The 21,375-nt window shown below is 64.2% G+C and carries 17 protein-coding genes; 9 read left to right on the top strand and 8 right to left on the bottom strand.

Annotated elements, in window-relative coordinates; genetic code table 11:
- The first annotated feature begins 260 nt into the window (after positions 1 to 260).
- The 4 genes from deoC to NMG80_RS08515 all read left to right on the top strand — a co-directional run bounded on the left by deoC (position 261) and on the right by NMG80_RS08515 (position 5,843).
- A complete protein-coding gene (gene deoC / locus NMG80_RS08535) occupies positions 261 to 1,325 on the top strand; it encodes a deoxyribose-phosphate aldolase (RefSeq protein WP_254017707.1) in 1,065 nt (354 codons plus the stop codon).
- 225 nt (positions 1,326 to 1,550) lie between these two features.
- Positions 1,551 to 3,923: an aldehyde dehydrogenase family protein gene (locus NMG80_RS08525; RefSeq protein WP_254017706.1), complete on the top strand. Its 2,373-nt coding sequence runs from the start codon at positions 1,551 to 1,553 to the stop codon at positions 3,921 to 3,923.
- A gap of 176 nt (positions 3,924 to 4,099) precedes the next feature.
- Entirely contained in the window at positions 4,100 to 4,831 is a 732-nt protein-coding gene (locus NMG80_RS08520; RefSeq protein WP_254017705.1) for an SDR family oxidoreductase, read from the top strand.
- A gap of 166 nt (positions 4,832 to 4,997) precedes the next feature.
- Entirely contained in the window at positions 4,998 to 5,843 is an 846-nt protein-coding gene (locus NMG80_RS08515) for a fumarylacetoacetate hydrolase family protein (protein ID WP_254017704.1), read from the top strand.
- 345 nt (positions 5,844 to 6,188) lie between these two features.
- Here the strand turns inward: NMG80_RS08515 and NMG80_RS08510 are convergent, their stop codons facing one another.
- The 6 genes from NMG80_RS08510 to NMG80_RS08485 all read right to left on the bottom strand — a co-directional run bounded on the left by NMG80_RS08510 (position 6,189) and on the right by NMG80_RS08485 (position 12,526).
- Complete coding sequence (locus NMG80_RS08510; protein WP_254017703.1) at positions 6,189 to 7,187, bottom strand: ABC transporter ATP-binding protein; 999 nt, start codon at positions 7,185 to 7,187, stop codon at positions 6,189 to 6,191.
- A 58-nt stretch (positions 7,188 to 7,245) separates the two neighbouring features.
- Entirely contained in the window at positions 7,246 to 8,307 is a 1,062-nt protein-coding gene (locus tag NMG80_RS08505) for a Gfo/Idh/MocA family protein (RefSeq protein WP_254017702.1), read from the bottom strand.
- Positions 8,304 to 9,143 (bottom strand): carbohydrate ABC transporter permease, encoded by an 840-nt coding sequence (locus NMG80_RS08500; protein WP_254017701.1) that lies wholly within the window; start codon positions 9,141 to 9,143, stop codon positions 8,304 to 8,306. The genes NMG80_RS08505 and NMG80_RS08500 overlap by 4 nt, the downstream gene beginning before the upstream one ends.
- A gap of 10 nt (positions 9,144 to 9,153) precedes the next feature.
- Positions 9,154 to 10,077: a carbohydrate ABC transporter permease gene (locus tag NMG80_RS08495; protein ID WP_236370776.1), complete on the bottom strand. Its 924-nt coding sequence runs from the start codon at positions 10,075 to 10,077 to the stop codon at positions 9,154 to 9,156.
- A gap of 230 nt (positions 10,078 to 10,307) precedes the next feature.
- Positions 10,308 to 11,567 carry an ABC transporter substrate-binding protein gene (locus NMG80_RS08490; RefSeq protein WP_254017700.1) on the bottom strand — a complete coding sequence of 420 codons (1,260 nt, stop codon included), beginning with the start codon at positions 11,565 to 11,567 and terminating at the stop codon, positions 10,308 to 10,310.
- Between the two features lie 2 nt (positions 11,568 to 11,569).
- Positions 11,570 to 12,526, bottom strand: coding sequence for an N-acetylmuramic acid 6-phosphate etherase (locus tag NMG80_RS08485; protein ID WP_254017699.1), 957 nt, complete (start codon positions 12,524 to 12,526; stop codon positions 11,570 to 11,572).
- Between the two features lie 200 nt (positions 12,527 to 12,726).
- Here NMG80_RS08485 and NMG80_RS08480 point away from each other — a divergent pair, with 200 nt between their 5' ends.
- The 4 genes from NMG80_RS08480 to nagA are packed head-to-tail and all read left to right on the top strand — an operon-like array spanning position 12,727 to position 16,590.
- Complete coding sequence (locus NMG80_RS08480; RefSeq protein ID WP_254017698.1) at positions 12,727 to 13,608, top strand: glucosamine kinase nucleotide-binding domain-containing protein; 882 nt, start codon at positions 12,727 to 12,729, stop codon at positions 13,606 to 13,608.
- The gene (locus tag NMG80_RS08475) at positions 13,605 to 14,387 is read left to right on the top strand and encodes a GntR family transcriptional regulator (protein WP_128244746.1); all 783 of its coding nucleotides are present in this window, start codon (positions 13,605 to 13,607) and stop codon (positions 14,385 to 14,387) included. The genes NMG80_RS08480 and NMG80_RS08475 overlap by 4 nt, the downstream gene beginning before the upstream one ends.
- Positions 14,384 to 15,415: an SIS domain-containing protein gene (locus NMG80_RS08470; RefSeq protein WP_254017697.1), complete on the top strand. Its 1,032-nt coding sequence runs from the start codon at positions 14,384 to 14,386 to the stop codon at positions 15,413 to 15,415. Before NMG80_RS08475 ends, NMG80_RS08470 begins: the two co-directional genes overlap by 4 nt.
- Entirely contained in the window at positions 15,412 to 16,590 is a 1,179-nt protein-coding gene (nagA, locus tag NMG80_RS08465; RefSeq protein WP_254017696.1) for an N-acetylglucosamine-6-phosphate deacetylase, read from the top strand. Before NMG80_RS08470 ends, nagA begins: the two co-directional genes overlap by 4 nt.
- A gap of 144 nt (positions 16,591 to 16,734) precedes the next feature.
- Here the strand turns inward: nagA and NMG80_RS08460 are convergent, their stop codons facing one another.
- Together NMG80_RS08460 and rpe are read right to left on the bottom strand one after the other, a co-directional pair.
- Positions 16,735 to 18,114, bottom strand: a complete 1,380-nt coding sequence (locus tag NMG80_RS08460) for a malonyl-CoA decarboxylase (protein WP_254017695.1) — start codon at positions 18,112 to 18,114, stop codon at positions 16,735 to 16,737.
- Between the two features lie 224 nt (positions 18,115 to 18,338).
- Complete coding sequence (gene rpe, locus NMG80_RS08455; RefSeq protein ID WP_254017694.1) at positions 18,339 to 19,016, bottom strand: ribulose-phosphate 3-epimerase; 678 nt, start codon at positions 19,014 to 19,016, stop codon at positions 18,339 to 18,341.
- 366 nt (positions 19,017 to 19,382) lie between these two features.
- Here rpe and dnaK point away from each other — a divergent pair, with 366 nt between their 5' ends.
- Positions 19,383 to 21,299 (top strand): molecular chaperone DnaK, encoded by a 1,917-nt coding sequence (gene dnaK / locus NMG80_RS08450; RefSeq protein ID WP_254017693.1) that lies wholly within the window; start codon positions 19,383 to 19,385, stop codon positions 21,297 to 21,299.
- Positions 21,300 to 21,375: the final 76 nt, after the last annotated feature.

The raw sequence follows: 21,375 nt of genomic DNA, 5'->3' as shown, positions 1-21,375 counted from the left end.
GCTACAGATCAGCATTTATCCTGAGTCGCTGCATTCCTCGGCCGATGTAACGGCATGGATCCTAGGGCCTGCGCCGCGTCGCTTCGCTCCTTGCTTCGCCCTGGGATGACGAAGGCATGGTGGCCTGTGGCTAATCCCCAGCGCCGCGCTGTTCGGCTGATGTCACAGCAACCTTTTTCCTCTATGACCGCCTGAAGGACTCGTGAAGCGCTGCTTCACGGGCTATCTTCGGCATAAGTCGTCGAACGAAAGGGCAGGAGATGAGCAGCACAATTCGCGAGGCCGATCTTGATGCCGACAGGTTGGGCCCTTCCAGGATCACGCCGCTGCCGGCGCGCAGCGCCGCCAACGCGCCGGCGCCGCAAGCGCACGGCATTGCCCGCAATCCCGGCATGAAGCTCGATCTCGGCTTCATGGAATCGATGCGCAGCGTCAACCGCTCGGCGCTGGAACGGCGTGTCGCCAGCCTGACCAAGCGGCGCTCGATCAAGGCCGACAACCAGGCCGCCTGGCTGCTGCGCGCCGTCGCCTGCATGGACCTGACCACGCTGAACTCGAACGACACCGACGAGCGCGTGCGGCGGCTCTGCGCCAAGGCGGTCAATCCTTTCCGCCGCGACATCGTCGAAGGGCTCGGCATTTCAGGTGAAAAGATCCGTCCGGCGGCGGTCTGCGTCTATCATCCCTTCGTCGCCACCGCCGTCGATGCGCTGCGCGGCAGCGGCATCCATGTCGCCGCCGTATCCACCGCCTTCCCGCACGGCCTCACCCCGCTGTCGACGCGCCTGCAGGAGATCGAAGCCTCGGTCAGCGACGGCGCCGACGAGATCGACGTCGTCATTCCGCGCGGCCTGGTTTTCGCCGCGAAATGGCAGGAACTCTATAACGAGATCGTCTCGATGCGGGCCGCCTGCGGCGAGGCGCATCTCAAGGTCATCCTCGGCACCGGCGACCTCGCTACGCTGCACAACGTCATGCTGGCGTCGATGGTGGCGATGATGGCGGGCGCCGATTTCATAAAAACCTCGACCGGCAAGGAAAGCGTCAACGCGACGCTGCCGGTCGGCCTTGCCATGGTGCGCGCCATCCGCGCCTATTTCGAGGAAACCGGCTATCTCATCGGCTTCAAGCCGGCCGGCGGCATTTCAACCGCCAAGGCATCGCTCGACTGGCTGGTGCTGATGAAGGAGGAGTTGGGACGGCGGTGGCTGGAGCCGGACCTGTTCCGCTTCGGCGCGTCGAGCCTGCTGACCGACATCGAGCGCCAACTGGAGCATCATCTGACCGGTCATTACTCGGCCAATCATCGCCACGCGATGGCGTGAGGCGGCCTTGAACGTGGAGTTCTGTGGCGCCCCCCTCTGTCCTGCCGGACATCTCCCCCACTTGGGGGGAGATTGGCTGTCATCTTTGATTTCGCCAACGGCCAACCTCGAAAAAAGAGGCGGTGTCGGCGGAACAGCCGATCTCCCCCCTCGTGGGGGAGATGTCCGGCAGGACAGAGGGGGGCGCCACAGAACGCCCACCAAGACGATTATCTGGAGCGCTCCATGAACATTCTCGAACGCTATCACGCCATGGACTACGGTCCGGCGCCGGAGACCCGCAACGAGGCCGATGCCTGGCTTGCGGCGCGTGATTTCTCCAAAGCGCTGTTCATCGGCGGCGACTGGAAGGCAGCCGCGGGCGGCAAGACTTTTGATACCAGCGACCCGTCTTCAGGAAAACTGCTGGCCAAGGTCTCGGATGCCGGAGCTGCCGATATCGACACGGCGGTTGCGGCCGCGACAAAAGCGCTGCCGAAATGGAGCGCCAGCTCTGGCTACAGCCGGGCCAAAGTGCTCTATGCCATCGGCCGCGCCATGCAGCGTCATCAGCGGTTGTTCGCGGTGCTGGAATCGATCGACAACGGCAAACCGATCCGCGAAAGCCGCGACATCGACGTGCCGCTGGCCATCCGCCATTTCATCCATCATGCCGGCTGGGCGCAGGCACTGGACAGGGATTTTCCGGATCAGAAGGGTGTCGGTGTCGTCGGTCAGATCATCCCGTGGAATTTCCCGCTCTTGATGCTGGCCTGGAAGATCGCGCCGGCGCTCGCCGCCGGCTGCACAGTGGTGCTGAAGCCGGCCGAGTTCACCCCGCTCACCGCCATCCTGTTCGCCGAGATTTGTCAGCGCGCCGGCGTGCCGAAGGGTGTCGTCAACATCGTCCACGGCGGGCCGGAAGCGGGCGCGGCAATCGTTAATCATGCCGGCGTCCAAAAAATCGCCTTCACCGGCTCTTCCGAGGTCGGCAAGATCATCCGCAAGGCCACCGCCGGATCAGGGAAAAAAATATCGCTTGAGCTTGGCGGCAAGTCGGCCTTCGTCGTCTTCGAGGACGCCGATCTCGACAGCGCCGTCGAGGGATTGGTCGACGGCATCTGGTTCAACCAGGGCCAGGTCTGCTGTGCCGGCTCGCGCCTTTTGGTGCAGGAAGGCATCACTGAAGCCTTCATCGCCAAGGTCAAGACGCGGATGAGCCGGCTGCGCGTCGGCAGCCCGCTCGACAAGAACACCGACATCGGCCCGCTGGTCGACCTGACCCAACTCGATCGCGTCAAAGGGCTGGTCGCCGAAGGCGCCAGGCAGGGCGCCGTCTGTTGGCAGCCCGACGTGGCGCTGCCGTCCTCCGGCTATTACCATTTGCCGACGCTGGCGACAGGCGTTTCGCCGGCTAACATCCTGGCGCAGGAAGAGGTGTTCGGCCCGGTGCTGGCGACCATGACCTTCCGCAACACCGAGGAAGCGGTCGAACTGGCCAACAACACGCGCTACGGCCTGGCCGCCTCGGTGTGGAGCGAGAACGTCAACCTCGCGCTGCACGTCGCGCCGCAATTGAAGGCCGGCGTCGTCTGGGTCAACGGCACCAACATGTTCGACGCCGCCTGCGGCTTCGGCGGTTATCGCGAGAGCGGTTTTGGCCGCGAAGGCGGGCGCGAGGGCATGTTCGAATATTTTTCGGCAAAATTGCCGCTCGGCCCGGTCGTCAAGCCGGCAACGCCTGGGGCCCAGCCCGTCGAGCAGGCGGAAAGCGGCGCCATCGATCGGACGGCAAAGCTGTTCATCGGCGGCAAGCAGGTGCGGCCTGACGGCAATTATTCGCTTGCCGTCGCCTCGGCTAAGGGCAAGCTTGCCGGCGAGGTCGGCCTCGGCAGCCGCAAGGATGTTCGCGATGCCGTTGCGGCTGCTCGCGCCTGCAAGGCCTGGCCGGAGGCGACTGCCTACAACCGCAGCCAGGTGCTGTATTATCTGGCCGAAAACCTGTCCGGCCGCGCCGGCGAATTTGCCGTGCGTCTAACCGAGCTTACCGGCGCTACCGCCAAGGCCGCGCGCGACGAGGTCGAGCTGTCAATCGAGCGGCTGTTCCTCTATGCCGGCCTGGCCGACAAGTTCGAGGGCCGCGTCCACCAGCCGCCGGCCCGCGCCGTTGCGCTGGCGCTGCATGAGCCGGTCGGCGTCGTCGGCATCGTGGCGCCAGACAATGCGCCGCTGCTCGGCCTGATCTCGCTGCTGGCGCCGGCGCTGGCCATGGGCAACACCGTGGTCGCGGTGCCGTCAGAAAAATATCCGCTGCTTGCCACCGATCTCTACCAGGTCATCGAGTATTCCGACGTCCCGGCCGGCGCCATCAACATCGTCACCGGCCGCAGCGCCGAGCTCGGCGGCGTGCTGGCCTGGCATGACGATGTCGACGGGCTCTGGCTGTTCGCCGATGCCGAGACCTGCGCCAAGGCAGAAGCCGACTCCGTCGGCAATCTCAAGCGCGTCTGGACCGGCAACGGCCGCAGCCTCGACTGGACGTCGACCGAGGCGGCCGGCGATGCCTTCCTGCGCCGTGCCGTCGAGGTCAAGAACGTCTGGGTGCCCTACGGCGACTGAGCCCGTGTGTAGATTGCAATTGTCGACGTCGGCGCCGCAAACCTGAAGCGATTGCCCTGGCCCAGAGATACCCAAGAGATCTCCGAGCTTGACGGCAGAAATGATGTTCTTTACCGAGAAAAAACATTTGCGGCCCCTAGGCGAATAGCACCCGGACGGCGACAGAGGAGAACAGCATGGCGGATCTGGCAGGCAAGATCGTTGTCGTCACGGCGGCGGCGCAGGGCATTGGCCGGGCGAGCGCGCTGGCTTTCGCCAGGGCGGGCGCTGTCGTCCACGCCACCGACATCAACGAGGTGCTGCTCGCCGACTTAGGCAAGACGGCTGGTACCAAGACCCGCAAGCTCGACGTGCTGAACGACGAGGCCGTGACCTCCGCCTTCTCCGAGATCGGCGTCGTCGACGTGCTGTTCAACTGCGCCGGCTTCGTCCACTCCGGCTCGATTCTTGAGATGAAGGACGCCGATCTCGATTTTGCCCTGGATCTCAACGTTCGCTCGATGATCCGCACCATCCGCGCCGTGCTGCCCGGCATGCTGGAGCGCGGCGATGGCTCGATCATCAACATGGCGTCGCTGGCCGGCTCGACCAAGGGCGTGCCCAACCGCTTCGTCTATGGGCTGACCAAGGCTGCGGTCATCGGCCTGACCAAATCGGTTGCCGCCGATTATGTCGGCAAGGGCATACGCTGCAACGCCATTTGCCCGGGCACGGTCGAGAGCCCGTCGCTGGAGGACCGCATGCATGCGCAGGGCGACTACGAGGCGGCCCGCGCCGCCTTCATCGCCCGTCAGCCGATGGGCCGCCTCGGCACGCCCGAGGAAATCGCCGATCTCGCCGTCTATCTGGCCGGCGCCACCTATACGTCAGGGCAGGCTTATAATATCGACGGTGGCTGGTCGATTTAACAGGCCATTTGAAAACGCTGATCCGCCAGGCGCTGACGCGGCTTTCTGCGCTTGCCTAGGCTCACGTACTTTAAGTACGCTCCGCTCCGGTTCTCGAGAACCACGCCATTCGCCGCAGCGGAGCGAGTTTGCAAACGGCCTCTGGGTCGCAACCAGGAGAAAAAGAATGAAACTGCTGCGCTATGGCGAAGCGGGGAGCGAACGCCCCGGCCTGCTCGATGCGGATGGAACGATCCGCGACCTCTCCGCCCATGTCACCGACATTGCCGGCAAGGCGCTCGACCCAGCATCGCTCGAGACATTGTCGACGCTCGATCCGAAATCGCTGCCGGCGGTCTCCGGCAATCCGCGCATCGGCGCCTGCGTTGCCGGCACCGGCAAATTCATCTGCGTCGGCCTCAACTATTCCGACCATGCCGCCGAGACCGGCGCCACCGTGCCGCCGGAGCCGATCATCTTCATGAAGGCAAGCTCGGCCATCGTCGGGCCTGACGACGACGTGCTGATCCCGCGCGGCTCGGTCAAGACCGACTGGGAAGTCGAGCTTGGCGTGGTCATCGGCAGAACAGCCAAATACGTCACCGAGGCCGAGGCGCTGGATTATGTCGCCGGCTACTGCGTCGCGCATGACGTTTCCGAACGCGCCTTTCAGGCCGAGCGCCAGGGCCAGTGGACCAAGGGCAAGTCCTGCGACACGTTCGGGCCGATCGGCCCGTGGCTGGTGACCAAGGACGAGGTCCAGGATCCGCAGAACATCCCGATGTGGCTGAAGGTCAACGGCAAGACGATGCAGAACGGCTCGACCAAGACCATGGTCTATGGCGTCGCCTATCTGGTCTCCTATCTCAGCCAGTTCATGTCGCTGCATCCGGGCGACATCATCTCGACCGGCACACCGCCCGGCGTTGGGTTGGGCATGAAGCCGCCGGTGTTCCTGAAGCCCGGGGACGTCGTCGAGCTCGGCATCGAAGGGCTGGGCATGCAGAAGCAGACGTTCAAGGCGGACGCGTAGGCGCTTCGGTTTGGCAAGTTTGCGCCGCCCCTCATCTGCCTGCCGGTGTCTTCTCCCCGTATAGTGACCTATCATGTTCACACATCTCTGCCGAGATTGATCGATCACGAGGGAACGTGCTGGAAAAGCGAGTTTTTTCAACGTCGCCGGTCGCGCGCTGCATCCGGCGCTTCCAACACCGATGGTCATCTAAGTTATTGATCCTGAGTCGATTTTTGCGATGTGTGAATCCGATAGGTATAGTGACGGGGAGAAGGACGAAGCTGCAGCGCTGACGCCCCCCTCTCCCCGTCACTATACGGGAGGGGGTAAGGGTGAGGGGCAGCGCCAACCTTTGCCGCAATCCTACTTCAGCACCTTGCCATCGGCTCCAAACCGATAAGTCTTCGCCGGATCCGGCGTCGCGTAGAGCGTGGCGCCAGGCTCGGCGTTGTAGACACCAAAAATGCGCACGGTGATCAGGCCGGCCTTTTCGCAGTCGAGATAGAGGTTGGTGTCGGCGCCGAGGTGCTCGGCATGGACGACCGTGCCCTTCCAGGCGCCGGATTTCGCATCGACGGTCAGGTGCTCGGGACGGACGCCGATGGTCTTGGCCGTCTCGCCAAGCCTGGCGCCATCGACGAAATTCATCTTCGGCGAGCCGATGAAGCCGGCGACGAATTCATTCGCCGGCGCATTGTAAAGCTCCATCGGGCCGCCGATCTGCTCGATCTTGCCGGCGTTGAGGACGACGATCTTGTCGGCCAGCGTCATCGCCTCGACCTGGTCGTGGGTGACATAGATCATCGTCGCCTTCAGCCGGCGATGCAGTTGCGCAATCTCCAGCCTGGTGTTGACGCGCAGCGCTGCATCGAGGTTGGACAAAGGCTCGTCGAACAGGAAAAGCTTGGGCTCGCGCACCACGGCGCGGCCGATGGCGACGCGCTGGCGCTGGCCGCCCGAAAGTTCGGCCGGGCGCCTGGCGAGATAGGGCTCCAGCGACAGCATCGACGAGGCAATGCCGATGCGGCGGTCGATCTCGGCCGCTGGCGTGCCGGCCTGCTTGAGGCCGAGGCCCATATTGTTCTTCACCGTCAGATGCGGGTAGAGCGCATAGGTCTGGAACACCATGGCGATGCCGCGCTTGGCCGGCGGCGTGGCGGAGACGTCCGCGCCGTCGATGACCACGCGCCCCGAGGTCGAATCCTCCAGCCCGGCGATGACCCTGAGCAGCGTCGATTTTCCGCAGCCGGAGGGGCCGACGAAGACGACGAATTCGCCATCGGTCACTTCGAGGTTGATGCCCTTCAGCACCTCGACCTGCCCAAACGCCTTTTTCACATTCTCGATATTCAGCGCGCCCACTTCGTTCCTCCGGATTGGAATGTGGGCGCCAGGGCACCCCCTGACGAAAATTCCCCTGTCACAATTGCACCGCCTTCCCGCTGCGCACGCTCTCGTCGGCGGCAAGGCAGACGGCGAGCGACTTCACCGCGTCATCCATGTGGCGGGAGAGGTCGAGATCCTCGCGGATCGCCTTGAGCAGAAAAGCCTGTTCGCGATCGCAAAGAGCCTGATGGCCGGGCTCACCCTCCATCGACAGCATCTCATCCGCCTTGGCGAACTTGCCGTCCGCGCCGGTCGCCGCACTGTGCAGGCGGAGGGTCGAGGTCTTGGTGTGGGTGTCGATGTCGTCGGATCTGACGCCCTCCTTCATGACGATCGACACGCAGCCATTGGGCGAGATCACGTCCTTCACGAAGAAAGCCGTCTCCGAGATCATCGGCCCCCAGCCGGCCTCGTACCAGCCGACCGAACCATCGTCGAACAGCACCTGCAGATGACCGTAATTGTACATCGTGGGCGCAATCTCGTCGGTCAGCCTCAGACCCATGCCGCGCACCTCGACCGGCCTGGCATCGGTGATCTGCAGCATCACGTCGAGATAGTGGACGCCGCAATCGACGATCGGCGACGTCGTCTGCATCAACTGCTTGTGCGTCTCCCAGCTATGGCCGGAGGATTGCTGGTTGAGGTTCATGCGGAACACGTAGGGACCGCCCAGTTTTCGCGCCTCGGCAATCAGCCTGATCCAGGAAGGGTGATGGCGCAGGATGTAGCCGATCACCAGTTTTCTGCCATTGGCCTTGGCCGCCGCGACGACGCGTTTGGCATCCGCCACCGTCGTCGCCAGCGGCTTTTCGACAAAGACATGGCAGCCGGCCTCGAACGCCTTCACCGCATAGTCGGCATGGCTGTCGGAATAGGTGGCGATGCAGGCGATATCGGGCCTTTCGTCGAGCAGCGCCTCGTCGAAGGCGCGCCTGATGCCATAGCCGGAAAGCCCGGCCGGCAGCGGCAGATCCGAGCGGTTGACCAGTGCCGCGATCTCGAAGCCTGGATTGGTGTGATAGGCCAGCGCATGGCTGCGGCCCATATTGCCGAGGCCGGCGACGACGACGCGAAGGGGTTTTTCCGAGTTCACTTGACCGCTCCTGAAGTAATGCCGCGGATCAGCTGCCGCGAGAAGATGACGTAGAGGATCAGCACCGGCATGATCGCCAGCGACAGCGCGGCCAGGATGGCGTTCCAGTTTGTGACGAACTGGCCGAGGAACAGCTGGGCGCCGAGCGTCACCGTCTTGGTTTCCTCCGACGGCGCCAGGATCAGCGGGAACCACAGATCGTTCCAGATCGGGATCATGGTGAAGACGGCGACCGTCGCCATCGACGGCCGTACCAGCGGCAGCACCAGCCGGAAGAAGATGGTGTATTCGGACAGGCCGTCGATGCGCCCGGCATTCTTCAGATCGTCGGAGACCTGCTTCATGAATTCCGACAGGATGAAGACGGCGAGCGGCAGGCCTTGCGCCGTATAAACCAGGATCAGCGCCGTCAGCGTGTTGACCAGCCCGCTCGCCACCATCAATTGCAGGATGGCGACGGTGCCGAGGCGGATCGGGATCATGATGCCGAGGGCGAGGTAAAGCCCCATCAGCGAATTGCCGCGAAAACGGTATTCCGACAGCGCGAAGGCGGCCATCGCGCCGAACAGCAGCACGAAGAACAGCGAGGCGACGGTGACGACAAGGCTGTTCTGGAAATAGTGGATGAAATCGCCCTGGCCGATGACAGTGGTGTAGCCGATCAGGTCGAAGGTTTTCGGGGTTGGCGGCGTCAGCGGCGCGCCGAAGATGCCGGCGCGGGATTTAAACGAATTCATGATGACGATAATCACCGGAAACAGCGCGATCACCGTGTAGGTCAACAGCACCGCATGGGCGCCGATGGTGCGGGGCAGGGAACGGGTTGCCGTGCTCATGTCTGGCCCCCTAGAACTGATAGCGACGCAGGCGCGTCTGGACGAGGAACAGGTAGACGCAGACGCCGCCAAGGATGATCAGGAACATCATCGTGGCGATCGCCGCGCCCATGTTGGGATCGCCGACCTGCAGCTGGAAACCGAAGAAGGCGCGGTAGAGGAAGGTGCCGAGGATATCGGTCGAATAGTTCGGCCCGGCCAGTGCACCCTGTGCGGTGTAGATCAGGTCGAAGGCGTTGAAATTGCCGACGAAGGTGAGGATCGAGATGATGCCGATCGACGGCAGGATCAGCGGCAGCTTGATCTTCCAGAACTGCGACATGCCGGTGATGCCGTCGCATTCGGCCGCTTCGATCACCTCCTCTGGGATCGACAGCAGCGCCGCATAGATCAGCATCATCGGGATGCCGACGAACTGCCACACCGAGATCAGGCTGAGCGTGGTCAGCGCATATTCTTCTTTTCCGAGCCACGGCGTGAACAGGCTTTTGAGGCCGACGAGATCCATCAGGTTCGGCGCCACGCCCCATAGCGGCGACAGGATCAGCTTCCAGGCGAAGCCGACGATGACGAAGGACAGGATCGTCGGCACGAAGATCGCGGTGCGGTAGAAGGCGGAGAATCTGAGCCGCGGGCTGGACAGCAGTGCGGCCAAAAGCACGCCGATCGGATTCTGCACGATCATGTGGATGATGAAGAACCAGACATTGTTGCGCAGTGCGTTCCAGAAATTGACCGACCAGTTGGGATCGCCGAACAGCCTGCGGAAGTTTTCGAACCCGACGAAGACTTGGGCCTGGTCGATGTTGCGGAACAGCGAGAGCTGCAGGGTGCCGGCCAGCGGCAGGATCATGATCGCCGTATAGACCAGCACCGCCGGCGCCAGGAAGACGACGATATGCCAGCGGAACGGTCGTTTCGGTGCTGCGGCCATGCGTTCGGTCCCCGCCGATCAGGTTTTTGCCGCCAAGGCGCGGCGCCTCCCTCCCCCTCGAGGGGAGGGTGCCTCGCAAAGCGAGGCGGGGTGGGGTCGGCCAAGGCAGCGCGCCATCGCGGTTTCGATCGCGCTTTCCAGCAACGATCAAGCCGCAGCCTGCCTTTACCGACCCCCGTCTGTCGCCTTCGGCGACATCTCCCCCTCGAGGGGGGAGATAGCGCTCGTCCTTACTTCGCCGGCTTGTACCAGCTGTCGAGGCCGTCCTGCAGCTTCTTGGCGGCAGCTTCCGGCGTGACGGTGCCGTTGATGACGTTGGCGGATTCAACCCACGTCTCGTTCTCGAGGTTCGGCGTGCCGCGCGACAGGATCTGATAGGTCGAGCGGATCGTCGACTTGCACTTGTCGCGCCAGGCGACGAATTCCTGGGCCAGCGGATCTTCCATCTTCACCGGGGTGTTGTTCAGGCTGAAGAAGCCCGGCAGCGCGTTGGCGTAGATGGTGGCGAAATCCGGCGAGGCGACCCAGGTCAGGAAGGTCTTGGCCGCATCGGCATTCTTCGAGGCCGCATTGAGGCCCATGCCGATGTCGGTGTGGTCAGAGATGTAGCAGGTGTCGCCGGCCTTCGGCACCGGCGGCGGGAACGCGCCCATCTTGAACTGCGCCTGGGTGTTGAACAGGCCGATTTCCCACGAGCCGGCCGGGTAGATGGCGGCGCGGCCGAGGGTGAACAGGTTCTGGCTGTCCGGATAGGTCTGCGCCTCAAAACCGTCGCCGAGATAGGGCTTCCACTTGGCAAGTTCGGCAAACGGCTCGACCCACTGCGGATCGGTCAGCTTCTGCTCGCCCTTGATCAGCGCCAGACGGCCTTCTTCGCCCTTCCAGTAGTTCGGGCCGATGTTCTGGTAGCCCATGGTCGCGGCTTCCCAGAGATCCTTGGTGCCCATCGCCATCGGGATGTAGGTGCCGTCGGCCTTGATCTTGTCGAGCGCGGCGTAGAACTCCTCATTGGTGGTCGGCACCTTGATGCCGAGCTGGTCGAAGGCGTCCTTGTTGTAGATGAAGCCGTGGATGACGGAAGCCATCGGCACGCAGAAGCTCGCCTTGCCGTCGTCGGTCTGCCAGGCGGCCTTGGCGACGTCAGAAAAATTCTCCATGCCGGGCAGCATCGAGATATCGGCAAGATTGCCCTTCTTGAACAGTTCCAGCGACTTGTCGAACGGGCGGCAGGTGATCAGGTCGCCGGCCGAGCCGGCGGCGAGCTTGGCGCCGAGCGCTGCGTCATATTCGGTCGGCGCCGACGGCGCGAACACCACCTTGATGCCCGGGTTCTTGGCCTCAAAAGCCGGGATCAGCTTGTCCTTCCAGATGGCAAGGTCGTCGCCGCGCCAGCTTTCGATATTGAGCGTTACGTCCTGGCCATAGGCCATTCCGGCCGAGCCGAGAATGCTGGTGCCGAGAAGCAGTGCCGTCAGTAGTCTGTTTGTCATGCTCAGTCTCCCTGTTGACCTTTTTCAGGTTCGGTTTTGAGAACAGAGGCTTGCCGCCCCATGCTCCCCTCGATCGCGGAAAGCGCCGGGCGCAGCTTGTGGCCGGTGCCTTCCAGTATCTTCTCGGCCGCATCGGCGCTGGCGGCGCCGGCGGCGAGCAGAATGGCGGTCTTGACGACGCCGCCGCTGTTCTCGAGCAGCTGCGCCGCATCGTCCCTGTCGCGTCCGCTGATGGCCGCGACGATGCGGGCGGCGCGGTCGCGCAGCTTGATGTTGTCGGCCATGAGATTGACCATGTAGCCGTCATGGACATGGCCCAGATGGATGGCGGCCAGCGTCGACAGCATGTTGAGCGCGATCTTCTGCGCGGTGCCGGCGCCCATGCGCGTCGAGCCGGCAATCAGCTCCGGCGACGTTTCGAGCAGGATGGCGATGTCGGCCAGCCGAAGCAGCGGCGCATCCTTGTTGTTGGCGATGGCGATGGTCGCCGCGCCGCGGCGCCTGGCGTCATCGAGCGCCCTGACCGCATAGGGCGTCGAGCCGCTGGCCGAGACCGCGATCAGGCAGTCGCCCTCGCCGATGCCGGCGCCAGCGACCGCTGCCGAGGCTTCGTCGGTGTCGTCCTCCGGCCCGCCGGCCAGTGTCTTGAAGGCATCGTCGCCACCGGCGATCAGGATGGCGATACGGTCGCGCTGAATGCCGAAGGTGCCCGGCAGTTCGAGCGCATCGGCCAGCGCCATCAGGCCCGAGCTGCCGGCCGCCGCGTAAGCGAGCTTGCCGCCGCTCTCCAGCCGGCTGGCGATGATCTCGGCGGCCTTGGCGATGGCAGGAATGGCGCCGCGCACCGCCTTGGCGGCCTCGATCTGCGCATTGGCCAAAGAGGAAAGGATGGCGTCCGGAGCCTGGATGTCCAGCCCCTCGGCATTCTGGTGAAGCGCTTCGGTGCGCGTTTCGGCCATCCGCTTTCCCTCCAATCCGCAAAACAATACCAAAAAAATACCACTTGTCCATACGCATTAGCGACTTCCCTGCCCTGAAATCGCCGTTCCGGCAAAAAGCATAGATTTTTCAATCGAATACGCCTTAATCTTTTTGAAACGGAAATTAATCCTTGGCTATTGGTATTTTATTGGTATTATTCGCCCGGAGGAGAAATCGTGTGAAACTCGTGCTTGGCATCGATGGCGGCGGCACCAGCTGCAGGGCGGCCCTTGCAACAGCGGACGGCACCGTCATTGGCCGCGCCAAGAGCGGTGCGGCCAACATCCGCACCGATCTCACCGGCGCCAGGGCCAACATCCTCGACGCGGCGCGGCAGGCGTTTGTCGCCGCCGGGCAGGATTCTGAGCTGATCCCACAGACGCCGGCCATTCTCGGCCTCGCCGGCGCCAATGTCGGCACCTACAGGAAGCAGCTCGAAGCCATCCTGCCGTTCAGCGTCAGCCGTGTCGAGACCGATGCCGAGATCGCGCTGGAAGGCGCGGTCGGTTCCGGTGACGGCGCCATGGCCATTCTCGGCACCGGCACCGCCTATATGGCGCGCAAGGCCGGCAAGTCGCGCGCCATCGGCGGCTGGGGATTCCAGGTCGGCGACCAGGGCAGCGGCGCCCGCATCGGCCGCGACCTGCTCGAACAGACGCTGCTCGCCTATGACGGCATCCGCCAGGGCTCGCCGCTGACGCAAGCCATGCTCGCCATCTTCCGCGACAATCCCGAGGATCTGGTCGAGTTCACCACCAACGCCAAACCCGGCGATTTTGGCGGCTTCGCGCCGAAGGTCTTCGACCATGCCGAAAAGGGCGACGCCGTCGCCAACTGGATCCTCGACAAGGCGGTCGCCGACGTCGAGGCAGCACTTGGCGTGCTCGATCTCGGCGACGACGATCCGCTCTGCCTGCTCGGCGGGCTGGCGCCGCTCTATGCACCACGCCTGTCGGCGCGCTACCGGGCGCTGCTGAAGCCGCCGCTCGACGACGCGCTGGGCGGCGCCGTGCAGATGGCAGTTCGGGTCTTCGCCAAAGCGGCGGAGGCGGCGCGATGAGCGAAGCCGCCGACCAGATCTTCGCCACGCTGAAACAGTCGGCGCAAAGCGGCGCACCGCTCTATCTGCAGCTCAGGAAGAGCATCGAGGACGCGGTCAATCGCGGCCTGATCGGGCCGGGCGACGCGCTGCCGTCCGAGCGCGACATCGCCAGCAAGGCCGACATTTCGCGGGTCACCGTGCGCAAGGCGGTGCAGGACCTGGTCAAGGGCGGCATCCTTGTCCAGCGTCACGGCTCCGGCACCTTCGTCGCGCCGCGGATGGAGCGCGTCGAGCAGTCGCTGTCGCGGCTGACGTCGTTCACCGAGGATATGGCGCGGCGCGGTATGGCGGTGCGTTCGGCCTGGCTCGACCGCGGCCTCTATGCGCCCTCGCCGGACGAGATGATGGTGCTCGGCCTGTCGTCCAACGAACTGGTGGCGCGGGTGGCACGCCTGCGCATCGCCAACGACACGCCGCTGGCGATCGAGCGCGCCGCACTGTCTGCCAGCGTGCTGCCCGACCCAGCGGCGATCGGTTCGTCGCTCTACGCGGCGCTTGAAACGACCGGCCATCGGCCAGTACGGGCGGTGCAGCGCATTTCCGCCGCCAATCTCGGCGACGACGACGCGCGCCTGCTCGAAGTGCCGCCTGGCATTGCCGGCCTGCACATCGAGCGTATTTCCTATCTGGCGAGCGGCAAGGTGATCGAATTCACCCGCTCGATCTACAGGGGCGACGCCTATGATTTCGTCGCCGAGCTCCGGCTCAGCGGGCCGGGTGAAGAGGGCCGGCCATGAGTGCGACAATTACCCATATGCGGCGCGAGATCGAGGAGATCCCGGAAGCCACCGCGCGCCTGCTCGACGGCTCGGCAGCGGTGCTGACCGAAGCCGGGCGCGGCATTCGCGAGCGCGATCCAAACTTCGTCGTCACCGTGGCGCGCGGCTCCTCCGACCATGCCGCCACCTTCATGAAGTATGCGGTGGAACTGACCGCCGGCCTTGCCGTAGCATCGGTCGGCCCGTCGATCGCTTCGATTTACGGCGCCAGGCTCAGGCTGGGCGGCTCGGCCTGCCTGGCGATCTCGCAGTCGGGCAAGAGCCCGGACATCGTCGCCATGGCGCAAGCCGCGAGAGCCGGCGGTTCGCTGACCGTCGCCATCACCAACACCGCCGATTCGCCGCTGGCGCGGGCCTGCGATTATGCGATCGACATCCTGGCCGGCCCGGAGCGCAGCGTCGCGGCGACGAAGACCTTCGTCAATTCAGCCGTCGCCGGCCTCGCCTTGATGGCGTACAGCACCGGCGACGACAAGTTGCTGGCGGCGCTCGCCCGTTTGCCGGAACATTTCCGCAAAGCGATCGGCTGCGACTGGATGGCGCTGGCCGGTGCGTTGGAGACGCAGAAGTCTCTGTTCATCCTCGGTCGTGGTCCGTCCGCGGCGATCGCCAATGAGGCGGCGCTGAAGTTCAAGGAAACCTGCGCCATGCACGCCGAGGCCTATAGTGCCGCCGAAGTCATGCATGGCCCGCTGGCGCTGGTCGGGCCTGATTTTCCGGTGCTGGCGCTCGCCGCCCGCGATGCTTCCGAGCCGTCGGTCGCAGAGGCCGCCGACAACCTGGCGGCCAAGGGCGCGGCCGTCTTCGTGACTTCGGACAAGGCGACAAGCGCTCAGCACCTGCCGCATGTCGCCACCGGCCATCCACTGACCGACCCGCTGGCGCTGATCGTATCCTTCTATGGCTTCGTCGAGGCCTTTGCCCGCCATCGCGGCCTCGATCCGGACACGCCGCCCAATCTTCGCAAGGTGACGGAAACCATATGAGCGACCGTTTTGCCCTGACTGGCGCCCGGATTTTTGACGGCGACCACTGGCACGACAACGCTGCCCTTGTCGTGCGAGACGGCCTCGTCGAGGCCATCATTTCGGCTGGCGCTGTTCCGTCCGGCGTCGAGCGTATCGAAACCGGCGGCGGCATGCTTGCACCGGGCTTTGTCGACCTGCAGGTCAATGGCGGCGGCGGCGCCATGCTCAACGACCACCCCGATGTCGCTTCGATCCAAACCATCTGCCGGGCGCACGCGCGCTTCGGCACAACGGCGCTGCTGCCGACGCTGATCACCGACACGCCTGAGATCACCGCGGCGGCGGTTGCCGCCGGGGCCGAGGCCGCACGGCAAAAGGTGCCGGGCTTTTTGGGCCTGCATTTAGAAGGCCCGCATCTGTCGATCGCCCGCAAGGGCGCGCATGACCCGGCGCTGATCCGGCCGATGTCAGATGCCGACCAAGCGATGCTGATTGCGGCGCGGAAAACCCTGCCGGTGCTGCTGACGACTGTAGCGCCGGAATCGGTGGAGCCGGCGAGGGTTTCGGCGCTGGTCGAGGCCGGCATCGTCGTCAGCCTCGGCCATTCCGACACCGGCTATGCCAAGGCGCGCGCGTTCATTGAGGCCGGCGCAACAATGGTCACCCATCTGTTCAACGCCATGAGCCAGATCGGCAACCGCGAGCCGGGTCTGGCGGGTGCCGCCATCGGTACCGGCACATTGTTTGCCGGCATCATCGCCGACGGCATCCATGTCGATCCCGCCACCATCGGCATCGCTTTGCGCGCCAAGCAGGGCCCGGCAAAAATTTTCCTGGTCACCGACGCCATGGCGACGATCAGCACCGAGATGACCTCGTTCACGCTGAACGGCCGCACCATCTACCGCAAGGACGGCAGCCTGCGGCTTGCCGACGGGACGCTGGCCGGCGCCGACCTCGACATGATCTCCGCCGTGCGCTTCGTCCACCGCGTCGTCGGACTGGACCTGTCAGAGGCGCTGCGCATGGCTTCGCTCTATCCGGCGCAGGCGATCGGCCAGTCGCACCGGCTCGGGCGCTTCGCCAACGGCACCGCCGCCGATATTGTTGCGCTGTCGGACGAATTGGAGGTGAGAAGCGTCTGGATGGAAGGCAACAGGGTTTTCGGGGCCGGTGTCGCAAGGGGCGTCTAGAGCGGTTCAGCTTTTGATAGAACCGCCGAACCGCTCTAAGTATTCGTTTTTACGCAATTCCGGACGGAAAACCGCTAGGCACTTTTCCTGGAATTGCTCCAAGATATCAGCCGATCGGCCCGCAGCCTGAAGCGGGTGGATTGCTCATATGTCCCTCTTGTCCTCAATCCCCTGGGCAGGCGCCGGAAGCCGCGGCGCGGCCGGTCTCGCCGGTTTCGGCAGCAGGCGGCGCACGGCGGGCGCGGCCGCCACATCGTTCCTGGCAGCGAACAGCTCGTGGTTCTTCTCGATGTCGTCGAGCTTGTAGCGATAATTGACCATCAGGCCATGCGCCTGACGCAAGGCGCGGGGCGACAGATCGCCGAAAAGGTCGATGCGCTCCAGCCGCGCGCCATTGCCGAGATGGAACCGGGCGACCGGATCGATGACCTTGCCGAAGCCGGTGCGGGCTTCGAGGAAATACTGTGCCGCAAGCGGCAGCAGCGCCGGGCCCACGCGGTCGCGAACGGCAGCATCCGCAGGCCAGCGCTCGTCAGCGACAAGGTCTAACACTTCGGCGGCGGTGGGGATGGTTTCGGCCTGCTCGGCCAGCCAGCGGGCAAAGCCCGGCACTGGGGACAAAGTGACGAAATCGGTCAGGCCGGGAAGGTCGCGGCGCAGATCCTCGACCACCTGCTTGATCAGAAAATTGCCAAACGAGATGCCGCGCAAGCCCTCCTGGCAGTTGGAGATGGAATAGAACACCGCCGTCGTAGCCTGCCGTGGCGGCACCGGCGGCCGCTCGTCGGCGAGCAGCTCGGCGATCGTCGTCGGCATCGCCCGGGTCAGCGCGACCTCGACGAAGATCAGCGGCTCGTCGCCGAGCTGCGGATGAAAGAACGCATAGCAGAGCCGGTCGGCGGGCTCGATCCGGCGGCGTAGATCGTCCCAGGTGTGGATGGCATGCACCGCCTCGTAGCGGATGATTTTTTCCAGGATGTTGGCCGGCGTCGACCAGTCGATCCGTCGCAGCACCAGGAAGCCGCGGTTGAACCATGACGACAGGAGGTGCGTGAAGTCGGCATCGACGATGGCGAGATCGGGCGATGTTGGCAGCCGGGCAAGCAGATCCTCGCGCATGCGCACCAGCGTCTCGATGCCGCCGGGCGCCAGGTTCAGGCGGCGCAGCAGCTCCTGCCTGGCCGGCTCGGCGGCGTCGTGCAGGGCAAGCGCCGAGCGATCGTCGGGCGCGGCGCGATAGGCATCCACCGCAGCGGCAAGCCTGGCGTGATCGGTGCCGAAACGATCGCGCAGCACATGCAGGAAAGCCAGCCTGCCGTCGGCGCCGAGGGTGCGCCAGCGCTCGAGGATTTCTCTTGCATAGGCGACGCCCGATGCCTCGCCCTGGCTGGAAAGCAGACGGACGCACAGACGCGCCAGGCTGTCGGCCGAAACCGGCTCGTCGCCGCGCACGAGGTTCAGCATCATCCGGCCGCGGTCGGCGATGGTGTTCAGCAGGTCAGCGAAGAAAGGGCTGCGGTTCATCGATCCGACCGTCGAAGAGGAGCCTGCGGGAGGGTCCGGAGAGGCATGGGGGTGAGACAGAGAATATGGATGCAGTTTTAGATATACCCAATAACAATTGTCAAAATGGACAAAGACATTTTGGCCGGGGGACCGCATGTCATGAGCACAAGCGCACCGGCGTCGGCCAACGAATTCCTGACCGGCTGAAGAGACGCCGCGTTCTGGTAACGACGCCGGCAGCCTCAGCCGGCCGCCCGGTCGGCCGCTGTCCTGATCGCCTCGATGTTCGCCCGATAGGCTTCGACGCTGACGCCCTTGAAGATGGCTGCACCGGCGACCAGCACGCTGGCGCCGGCGGCGGTGACCAGGGGCGCAGTTTGCGGCGAGATGCCGCCGTCGATCTCGATCCGGATCGGCCGATTGCCGATCAGCGCCTTCACCCGCTTCACCTTGTCGACGATTTCCGGGATGAAGGTCTGGCCGCCAAAACCCGGATTGACGGTCATGATCAGGATCAGATCGAGCCGGTCGAGCACATATTCGATCGCTGTTTCCGGCGTCGCCGGATTGAGCGATACGCCGGCCTTCTTGCCGAGGTCCCTGATCGTCTGCAGCGAACGGTCGAGATGCGGCCCGGCCTCGGCATGCACCGTAATGCCGTCGCAGCCGGCTTCGGCGAAAGCCGCCAGATAGGGGTCGGCCGGCGCGATCATCAGGTGGCAGTCGAAGAAAGCCTTGGTGCGGTTGCGAATCGCCTTGATCACCGGCGGACCGAAGGTGATGTTGGGCACATAATGGCCGTCCATGACGTCGAGATGGATCCAGTCGGCGCCGGCCGCCGCCACCGCCTCGACCTCGTCGCCCAGCTTCGCAAAATCCGACGCCAGCACCGATGGCGCGATAAGGGTCTTTTGAGCCATGTCCCCTTTCCGTTCCTAAGCCCGCTTCCGGCCTACCGCATCGGCCCGAAAATGGCCAGTCGTCGTGGCGCCAGAATGACCTTGCTGCCTAGGTGTCTGTCGCGAACGGACGCGGAAAGGTTCATGGAAGCGCTGGGCGGCCTGGGCTCACCGTGCCATGGCCGGAGAACAACCGGCCGGCCCGAGAAAAGGATGTTGGACGCCTTGCGCAGAATGCTTGCGCGCCGCGCAGCCTGTTCTTATATACGCGCCAAGCCGTTCGGCGCCGGAATGCCGGTTGCCGAAGCGGAATTTCTTGTGAACAGGGGCTTTCGTCGGAACGCCTGTACGGGTCCTGAGAGCCTGCTTAGCGGAGAGATTAGAAAAATGGCAAAAGTAATCGGTATCGATCTGGGGACCACCAACTCCTGCGTCGCCATCATGGACGGCAAGGAATCGAAGGTCATCGAGAATGCGGAAGGCGCGCGCACGACTCCTTCCATCGTCGCCATCAACAGCGACGGCGAGCGCCTCGTCGGCCAGCCGGCCAAGCGCCAGGCGGTCACCAATCCTGAAAACACCATCTTCGCGGTCAAGCGCCTGATCGGCCGCCGCTATGACGATCCGGTTACGGAAAAGGACAAGAAGCTTGTCCCCTACAAGATCGTCAAGGGCGACAATGGCGACGCCTGGGTCGAGGCCGGCGGCAAGAAGCAGTCGCCCAGCCAGATCTCGGCAATGATCCTGCAGAAGATGAAGGAAACGGCGGAAGCCTATCTCGGCGAGAAGGTCGAGAAGGCGGTCATCACCGTTCCGGCCTATTTCAACGACGCCCAGCGCCAGGCCACCAAGGATGCCGGCAAGATCGCCGGCCTTGAAGTGCTGCGCATCATCAACGAGCCGACCGCGGCCGCACTTGCCTACGGCCTCGACAAGAAGGAAGGCAAGACCATTGCCGTCTATGACCTTGGCGGCGGCACGTTCGACATTTCGGTGCTCGAAATCGGCGATGGCGTCTTCGAGGTGAAGTCGACCAATGGCGACACCTTCCTCGGCGGCGAGGATTTCGACATGCGTCTGGTCGAATATCTGGCGGCCGAGTTCAAGAAGGAACAGGGCATCGACCTGCGCAGCGACAAGCTCGCGCTTCAGCGCCTCAAGGAAGCGGCCGAAAAGGCCAAGATCGAGCTGTCGTCGACGACGCAGACCGAGATCAACCTGCCCTTTATCACCGCCGATGCCACCGGCCCCAAGCACCTGACGCTGAAGCTGACGCGGGCGAAGTTCGAGAGCCTGGTCGAGGATCTCGTCCAGCGCACGATCGAACCCTGCAAGGCGGCGCTCAAGGATGCCGGCCTGAAGGCCGGCGAAATCGACGAGGTCGTCCTGGTCGGCGGCATGACCCGCATGCCCAAGATCCAGGAGATCGTGAAGCAGTTCTTCGGCAAGGAGCCGCACAAGGGCGTCAATCCGGATGAGGTCGTCGCATTGGGCGCCGCCATCCAGGCCGGCGTGCTGCAGGGCGACGTTAAGGACGTGCTGTTGCTTGACGTGACGCCGCTGTCGCTTGGCATCGAGACGCTGGGTGGCGTGTTCACGCGACTGATCGAGCGCAACACGACGATCCCGACCAAGAAGAGCCAGGTGTTCTCGACTGCCGAGGATTCACAATCAGCGGTGACCATCCGCGTCTTCCAGGGCGAGCGTGAAATGGCCGCCGACAACAAGGCGCTCGGCCAGTTCGACCTGGTCGGCATTCCGCCGGCGCCGCGTGGGGTGCCGCAGATCGAGGTCACTTTCGACATCGACGCCAACGGCATCGTCAACGTCTCGGCCAAGGACAAGGGCACCGGCAAGGAGCACCAGATCCGCATTCAGGCGTCTGGCGGCCTTTCGGACGCCGACATCGAGAAGATGGTGAAGGACGCCGAAGCCAATGCCGAGGCCGACAAGAAGCGGCGCGCGTTGGTCGAGGCCCGCAACCAGGCCGAGGCGCTGGTGCATTCCTCGGAGAAGTCGCTGAAGGAATATGGCGAGAAGGTTTCCGAGGCCGACCGCACGGCGATCGCCGATGCGATCACCGCGCTGAAGACCGCTGCCGAAGGCGACGACGTGGCCGAGATCGAAGCCAAGACGCAGGCGCTCGCCGAAACCTCGATGAAACTCGGCCAGGCCATGTACGAGGCTTCGCAGAAGGAAGCCGCGGAAGCTGACGCCAAGGCGGACGCCGCCAAGGACAGCGACGTGGTCGATGCCGACTTCGAGGAAATCAACGAGGACGACGACAAGAAGAAGTCGGCCTGAGCGGCCTGACGGCAGGGTTTAGGTGCATGACCCCGAAATCGGAATCGATTTTCGGAAAGGATCATGCGCAAAAATC

It is taken from the genome of Mesorhizobium escarrei, from assembly GCF_935825525.1.
In the GTDB taxonomy this organism is placed as follows: Bacteria; Pseudomonadota; Alphaproteobacteria; order Rhizobiales; family Rhizobiaceae; genus Mesorhizobium; species Mesorhizobium escarrei.
This window is presented reverse-complemented; position numbering and strand designations above follow the sequence as displayed.

Bases quoted from the DNA above. Each gene is read 5' to 3' on its own strand.
- deoC (WP_254017707.1), top strand. From the start codon at position 261: ATGAGCAGCACAATTCGCGAGGCCGATCTTGATGCCGACAGGTTGGGC.
- NMG80_RS08525 (WP_254017706.1), top strand. From the start codon at position 1,551: ATGAACATTCTCGAACGCTATCACGCCATGGACTACGGTCCGGCGCCG.
- NMG80_RS08520 (WP_254017705.1), top strand. From the start codon at position 4,100: ATGGCGGATCTGGCAGGCAAGATCGTTGTCGTCACGGCGGCGGCGCAG.
- NMG80_RS08515 (WP_254017704.1), top strand. From the start codon at position 4,998: ATGAAACTGCTGCGCTATGGCGAAGCGGGGAGCGAACGCCCCGGCCTG.
- NMG80_RS08500 (WP_254017701.1), bottom strand. From the start codon at position 9,143: ATGAGCACGGCAACCCGTTCCCTGCCCCGCACCATCGGCGCCCATGCG.
- NMG80_RS08495 (WP_236370776.1), bottom strand. From the start codon at position 10,077: ATGGCCGCAGCACCGAAACGACCGTTCCGCTGGCATATCGTCGTCTTC.
- NMG80_RS08490 (WP_254017700.1), bottom strand. From the start codon at position 11,567: ATGACAAACAGACTACTGACGGCACTGCTTCTCGGCACCAGCATTCTC.
- NMG80_RS08485 (WP_254017699.1), bottom strand. From the start codon at position 12,526: ATGGCCGAAACGCGCACCGAAGCGCTTCACCAGAATGCCGAGGGGCTG.
- NMG80_RS08475 (WP_128244746.1), top strand. From the start codon at position 13,605: ATGAGCGAAGCCGCCGACCAGATCTTCGCCACGCTGAAACAGTCGGCG.
- NMG80_RS08470 (WP_254017697.1), top strand. From the start codon at position 14,384: ATGAGTGCGACAATTACCCATATGCGGCGCGAGATCGAGGAGATCCCG.
- nagA (WP_254017696.1), top strand. From the start codon at position 15,412: ATGAGCGACCGTTTTGCCCTGACTGGCGCCCGGATTTTTGACGGCGAC.
- NMG80_RS08460 (WP_254017695.1), bottom strand. From the start codon at position 18,114: ATGAACCGCAGCCCTTTCTTCGCTGACCTGCTGAACACCATCGCCGAC.
- rpe (WP_254017694.1), bottom strand. From the start codon at position 19,016: ATGGCTCAAAAGACCCTTATCGCGCCATCGGTGCTGGCGTCGGATTTT.
- dnaK (WP_254017693.1), top strand. From the start codon at position 19,383: ATGGCAAAAGTAATCGGTATCGATCTGGGGACCACCAACTCCTGCGTC.